We start from the raw sequence: 2,780 nt of genomic DNA on the forward strand, positions 1-2,780 counted from the left end.
CGTTAATAGGGGGCCCCTCCTTGGGTTTGTCGCGGGTGTGGTGGGTAGTCGCGGACATGTCGGTGGTCCGGGATCGGCGATTTTGGCCGCTGCGGCGTGACCGCATGCGCGAGAGCCTGCCTGACGTGGACACGTCCCGGGTTGCCGAGACCGTGGCCCAGCTGCGGCACCGGGGCAGGGCGACGCTGCACGACCGCCTGCACCGGGTGCGGATGACGCTCGGCCTGGCCGGGCAGGCGGGTCTCGCCGCCGGGCTCTCCTGGGTGGCCGCGCACGATCTGCTCGGTAACCCGCAGCCCGTCTTCGCCCCGATCTCGGCCGTCGGCACCCTGGCTGTCTCGGTCGGCCAGCGATTCCGCCGGACCGTGGAGCTGATCGTCGGGGTCGCGGTGGGGGTGGCGATAGGTGACCTGTTGATCTATTTCCTCGGCACCGGTCCGTGGCAGCTCGGGCTGGTCGTCACCTCCGCCATCCTGTTGACCATCTTCGCCGGGGGCAGTGTCGCGATCGTCATCCAGGCCGCTGCCACCGCGGTGTTGATCGTGACGCTCAGCCCGTCGGTCGACCAGCTGGAGATTCCCCGGTTCCTCGACGCGCTCGTCGGCGGCACCATCGCGTTGCTGGTGACCGCGGTGCTGCTTCCACTGAATCCGCTGCGGGTGCTCAACCGGGCCGCCCGGCCGGCCCTGGACCTGCTGGCCGAGCAGCTCGACAACGCCGCCGAGGGGCTGCGTACCGGCGATGCGGGGCGGGTCCAGGAGGCGCTGGACCGGTTGCGGAACAACAAGCAGGAGTTGGCCACGCTCACCGAGGCGATCGAGGGTGCCAAGGAGACCGCGTTGCTTTCCCCGGCGCGTTGGCACCGGCGCAGCGAACTCACCCACTACGCGGACGCGGCCGATCCGATCGACCGGGCGATGCGTAACAGCGGCACCCTGATCCGACGCGCGGTGACCCTGATCGAGGACGCGGAACCGGTGCCGGAGCCGATGCCGACGGCGATCGGGCACCTCGCCGAGTCGGTACGCACGCTGAAGCACGAGTTCGCCCAGGGTGAGGAGCCCGAGGACTCCCGGGAGACGGCACTTCGCGCGGTCCGGGAGGCGGGCCGGGCGTACGCCGAGGGGGTCGGGTTCTCCGGCAGCGTCGTGGTGGCCCAGGTGCGTACCACCGCCAGCGATCTGCTGGTGGCCTCGGGCATCAGCCAGGAGGAGGCGAATCGGCTGGTGCGGAAGTGTTTCGGTGAGTTGGACCGGCCCGGGTCACCGGCCGGGCCGGAACCGGCGGCGCGGCCACCTACCGCGCCACCCGTGGGTTGACCGGGCCGGTCCCGCTGAGTCGCTGGTCATGGTGGGTGCGTTCGATGCGCCCGATGCGGCGGGCCGGGGATGACTACGCTGGCCGCATGGCCGACACCCCGTCCGGCGGATCTTTGCCGCCGTCGCCGTCCATGCCCGCTGTCGCGTCGACGGGCGACGGCCTACCCAGCCTCCCGCGTCGCCGGCTCAACTGGCGGCGGGCGCTGGTGCTGGCCGGGGTGATTCTGCTGATCGCGGCCGGAGCGATCTTCATGATCGTCACGCTCGGCACCAACTTCGGCGTCGAGGCGTTGCTGGTCGGCACGGTCGCGGCGATCCTGCCGGTCCCGGTTCTGGTGGCCTGTTTTCTCTGGTTGGACCGGTACGAACCCGAACCGCTCAAATATCTGATCTTCTGTTTCGCCTGGGGTGCCTTCGTCTCGACCGCGGCGTCGTTGCTTGTCAACGAGACCGCCGCCGGCTGGCTCGACAACCGGGGCCTGCCCATCGCGCTCACCGCGGTGCTCGTCGCGCCCTTCATCGAGGAGTTGACCAAGGCGCTCGGTCCGATCCTGCTGCTGATCTTCCGGCGTCGGGAGTGGTCGGGCATCACCGACGGGCTCGTCTACTGCGGGCTTTCCGCGATCGGCTTCGCGATGGTGGAGAACATCCTCTACCTGGGCGGACGCGGGTACGCCGCAGGCGTCGAGCAGTACGGCCCGGCCACCGGCGCCCAGCAGGTCTTCGCCATCTTCATCGGCCGGATCCTGCTGTTCGGGTTCGCCCATCCCTTGTTCACCTCGATGACCGGTGTCGGTCTCGGCATCGCCGCGCGTACGGCGGACCGCCGGGTCAAGGTGCTCGCCCCACTGGCCGGCCTGCTGCTGGCGATGATGCTGCACGGCGCGTGGAACCTGTTGCCGACCCTGACCGAGGCCACCGGCGAGGTGTTGATCACGATCGTCGGACTGGTCGGTGTGATGGTGCCGATCTTCTTCGGCATGGTCGCCCTGGCGGTGTGGCTGCGGGCCTGGGAGGGCCGGCTCACCGAGCGGACCCTGCCGGACTACGTACGGGCCGGTTGGCTCACGCCACCCGAGGTGGCGGCGCTGACCAGCCTCGGCCGGCGGCACGCGGCCCGGGTGTGGGCCAAGCGGGTGGCCGGCGACACCGGCCTGCGCGCGATGCGCGGTTACCAGTTCGCGGCGACCCGGCTGGCGCTGCTGCGCGACGGCGCGCTGCGGGGCCTGGACCGCCGCCCGGTCGACCGGGAGCGCACCGCGCAGGAGGAACGGGAGTTGCTGGACCTGATCAGCACCTACCGGTCATTCTTCGTGGGCCGGGACCCGCAGTCGCCGGTCGGGGTGTGGGACGGGCGGCAGTACCATCTCCGCTTCCCGGACGGTTCGCAACGGTCGGTGCAGGCACCGGAGGATCCGGTGGTCCCGATCCCGGTGGTGCTCGCCCCGCCACCCCCACCGC

2 protein-coding genes are annotated in these 2,780 nt (G+C 70.9%); both read left to right on the forward strand.

The window, feature by feature from the left end; all coding sequences use genetic code 11:
• The first annotated feature begins 104 nt into the window (after window positions 1-104).
• Window positions 105-1,319, forward strand: coding sequence for an FUSC family protein (locus tag C1I93_RS30030; RefSeq protein ID WP_223256256.1), 1,215 nt, complete (start codon window positions 105-107; stop codon window positions 1,317-1,319).
• Window positions 1,320-1,363: 44 nt separating this feature from the next.
• Window positions 1,364-2,780 (forward strand): PrsW family intramembrane metalloprotease (locus C1I93_RS30035; RefSeq protein ID WP_111246609.1); only part of this gene is annotated, 1,417 nt, incomplete at its 3' end.

The sequence above is a fragment of the Micromonospora endophytica genome, assembly GCF_003236305.1.
Taxonomy (GTDB): domain Bacteria; phylum Actinomycetota; class Actinomycetes; order Mycobacteriales; family Micromonosporaceae; genus Micromonospora; species Micromonospora endophytica.

Coding starts and splice junctions, on each gene's coding strand:
- C1I93_RS30030 (WP_223256256.1), top strand. CDS start 105: ATGCGCGAGAGCCTGCCTGACGTGGACACGTCCCGGGTTGCCGAGACC.